Origin of the sequence: Pseudomonas sp. xss_4 (assembly GCF_043104125.1) — a bacterium.
In the GTDB taxonomy this organism is placed as follows: Bacteria; Pseudomonadota; Gammaproteobacteria; order Pseudomonadales; family Pseudomonadaceae; genus Aquipseudomonas; species Aquipseudomonas parafulva_B.
In genome coordinates, this window is the sequence record NZ_JBICKJ010000053.1 from 1 (window position 1) to 1,172 (window position 1,172).

The following is a 1,172-nucleotide window of genomic DNA, read 5'->3' on the forward strand; positions in this document are numbered from 1 at the left end:
GACACCCGCTACATCGCCGTCTTCGCCAACTTCCACGACCAGGACGGCGCCACCTGGAAACAGGTACTGCGCCTGGAACCCAACGGGCACAAGTACGCCCTGCTGGTCATCCTCCACGACAACGCGGTCGCCATCACCGAAGAGCGCTACCGCCAGCCGAAACCGAGACCGACGAAATGACATCAAGGAACTCTGTCATCTGGAGCGAAGGCTTGTTCGTCAAGCCGCAGCACTTCCAACAACAGACCCGCGCACTGGAACACCACGCCAACCAGCGCATCAACGCCGTCAGCGAACACCTGTACGGCTTCAGCGTGCTGGAGCTGAACCACGAGTACCTGAGCTTCGGCAAGATCGCCATCGTCAGGGCCCAGGGCGTCATGCCCGACGGCACGGTCTTCAACATCCCCAACGACCAGCCGCCGCCCGCGCCCCTGACCATCGCCGACGCCACCAGCGCCGGCCAGGTGGTCTACCTGACCCTGCCGCTCAAGTCCGACGGCGTGCTGGAAGTGCAGTGGCCCGATACCTACGCCAACGCCCGCTACATCGCGCATTCCGAGGAAGCCCGTGACACCCACAGCGAGGAAGGCGACCACATCCGCATGGATCTGGCCATCCCCAACCTGCAACTGACCCTGGAACGGGACGACCGCAGCGCCTTCACCGGCATCGCCCTGTGCCACATCCTCGACAAGCGCCCGGACGGCAGCCTGGTGCTCGACGAGCACTCCTATCCCACCAGCGTCTCGCTGTCCGCCGTGCCGCGCCACCTGCCGTTCCACTCCGGCTTCAGCTACTTCCAGCTCGACCGCAGCCACGCCAACTGGCAAATGATGCGCGAGGCCGCAGGCTTCGGCTTCCACATCGCCGGGGACTACCCCGAACTGGAAATGCAGTTCTGGGCCATCAGGAGCCAATGACATGACCAACACCCTCGCCCGCCAGCCCTACCTGCGCACCCCGCCCGCGCCGGCCGTCCCGCACAAGCGCGTCATCGGCTTCGACACCATCGAACACATCGACGCCGACGAAGACCTCGGCTTCCAGTTGCGCGGCCACGGCTACAACCCGCTGGCCGACGGCGCCATCCCCCTGTTCGGCCTGATCGTGCGCCTGCGCAAGACCCAGGCCTACGACAACGTCGGCGAACTCTACGACAGCGTGCGCAA

The 1,172-nt window shown here is 65.3% G+C and carries 2 protein-coding genes and 1 pseudogene; all 3 read left to right on the plus strand.

The genetic code is table 11. The annotated features are described in order from the left end of the window. Nucleotides 1-180, plus strand: a 180-nt coding sequence (locus tag ACF8GB_RS10510; protein WP_392526997.1) for a type VI secretion lipoprotein TssJ, incomplete at its 5' end; no start/stop codon positions are given. Continuing rightward, complete coding sequence (gene tssK, locus ACF8GB_RS10515) at nt 177-923, plus strand: type VI secretion system baseplate subunit TssK (protein ID WP_392526998.1); 747 nt, start codon at nt 177-179, stop codon at nt 921-923. The genes ACF8GB_RS10510 and tssK, both read left to right, overlap by 4 nt. 1 nt (nt 924) lies before the next feature. Continuing rightward, nucleotides 925-1,172, plus strand: a pseudogene (locus ACF8GB_RS10520) (DotU family type IV/VI secretion system protein); the annotation flags it as partial.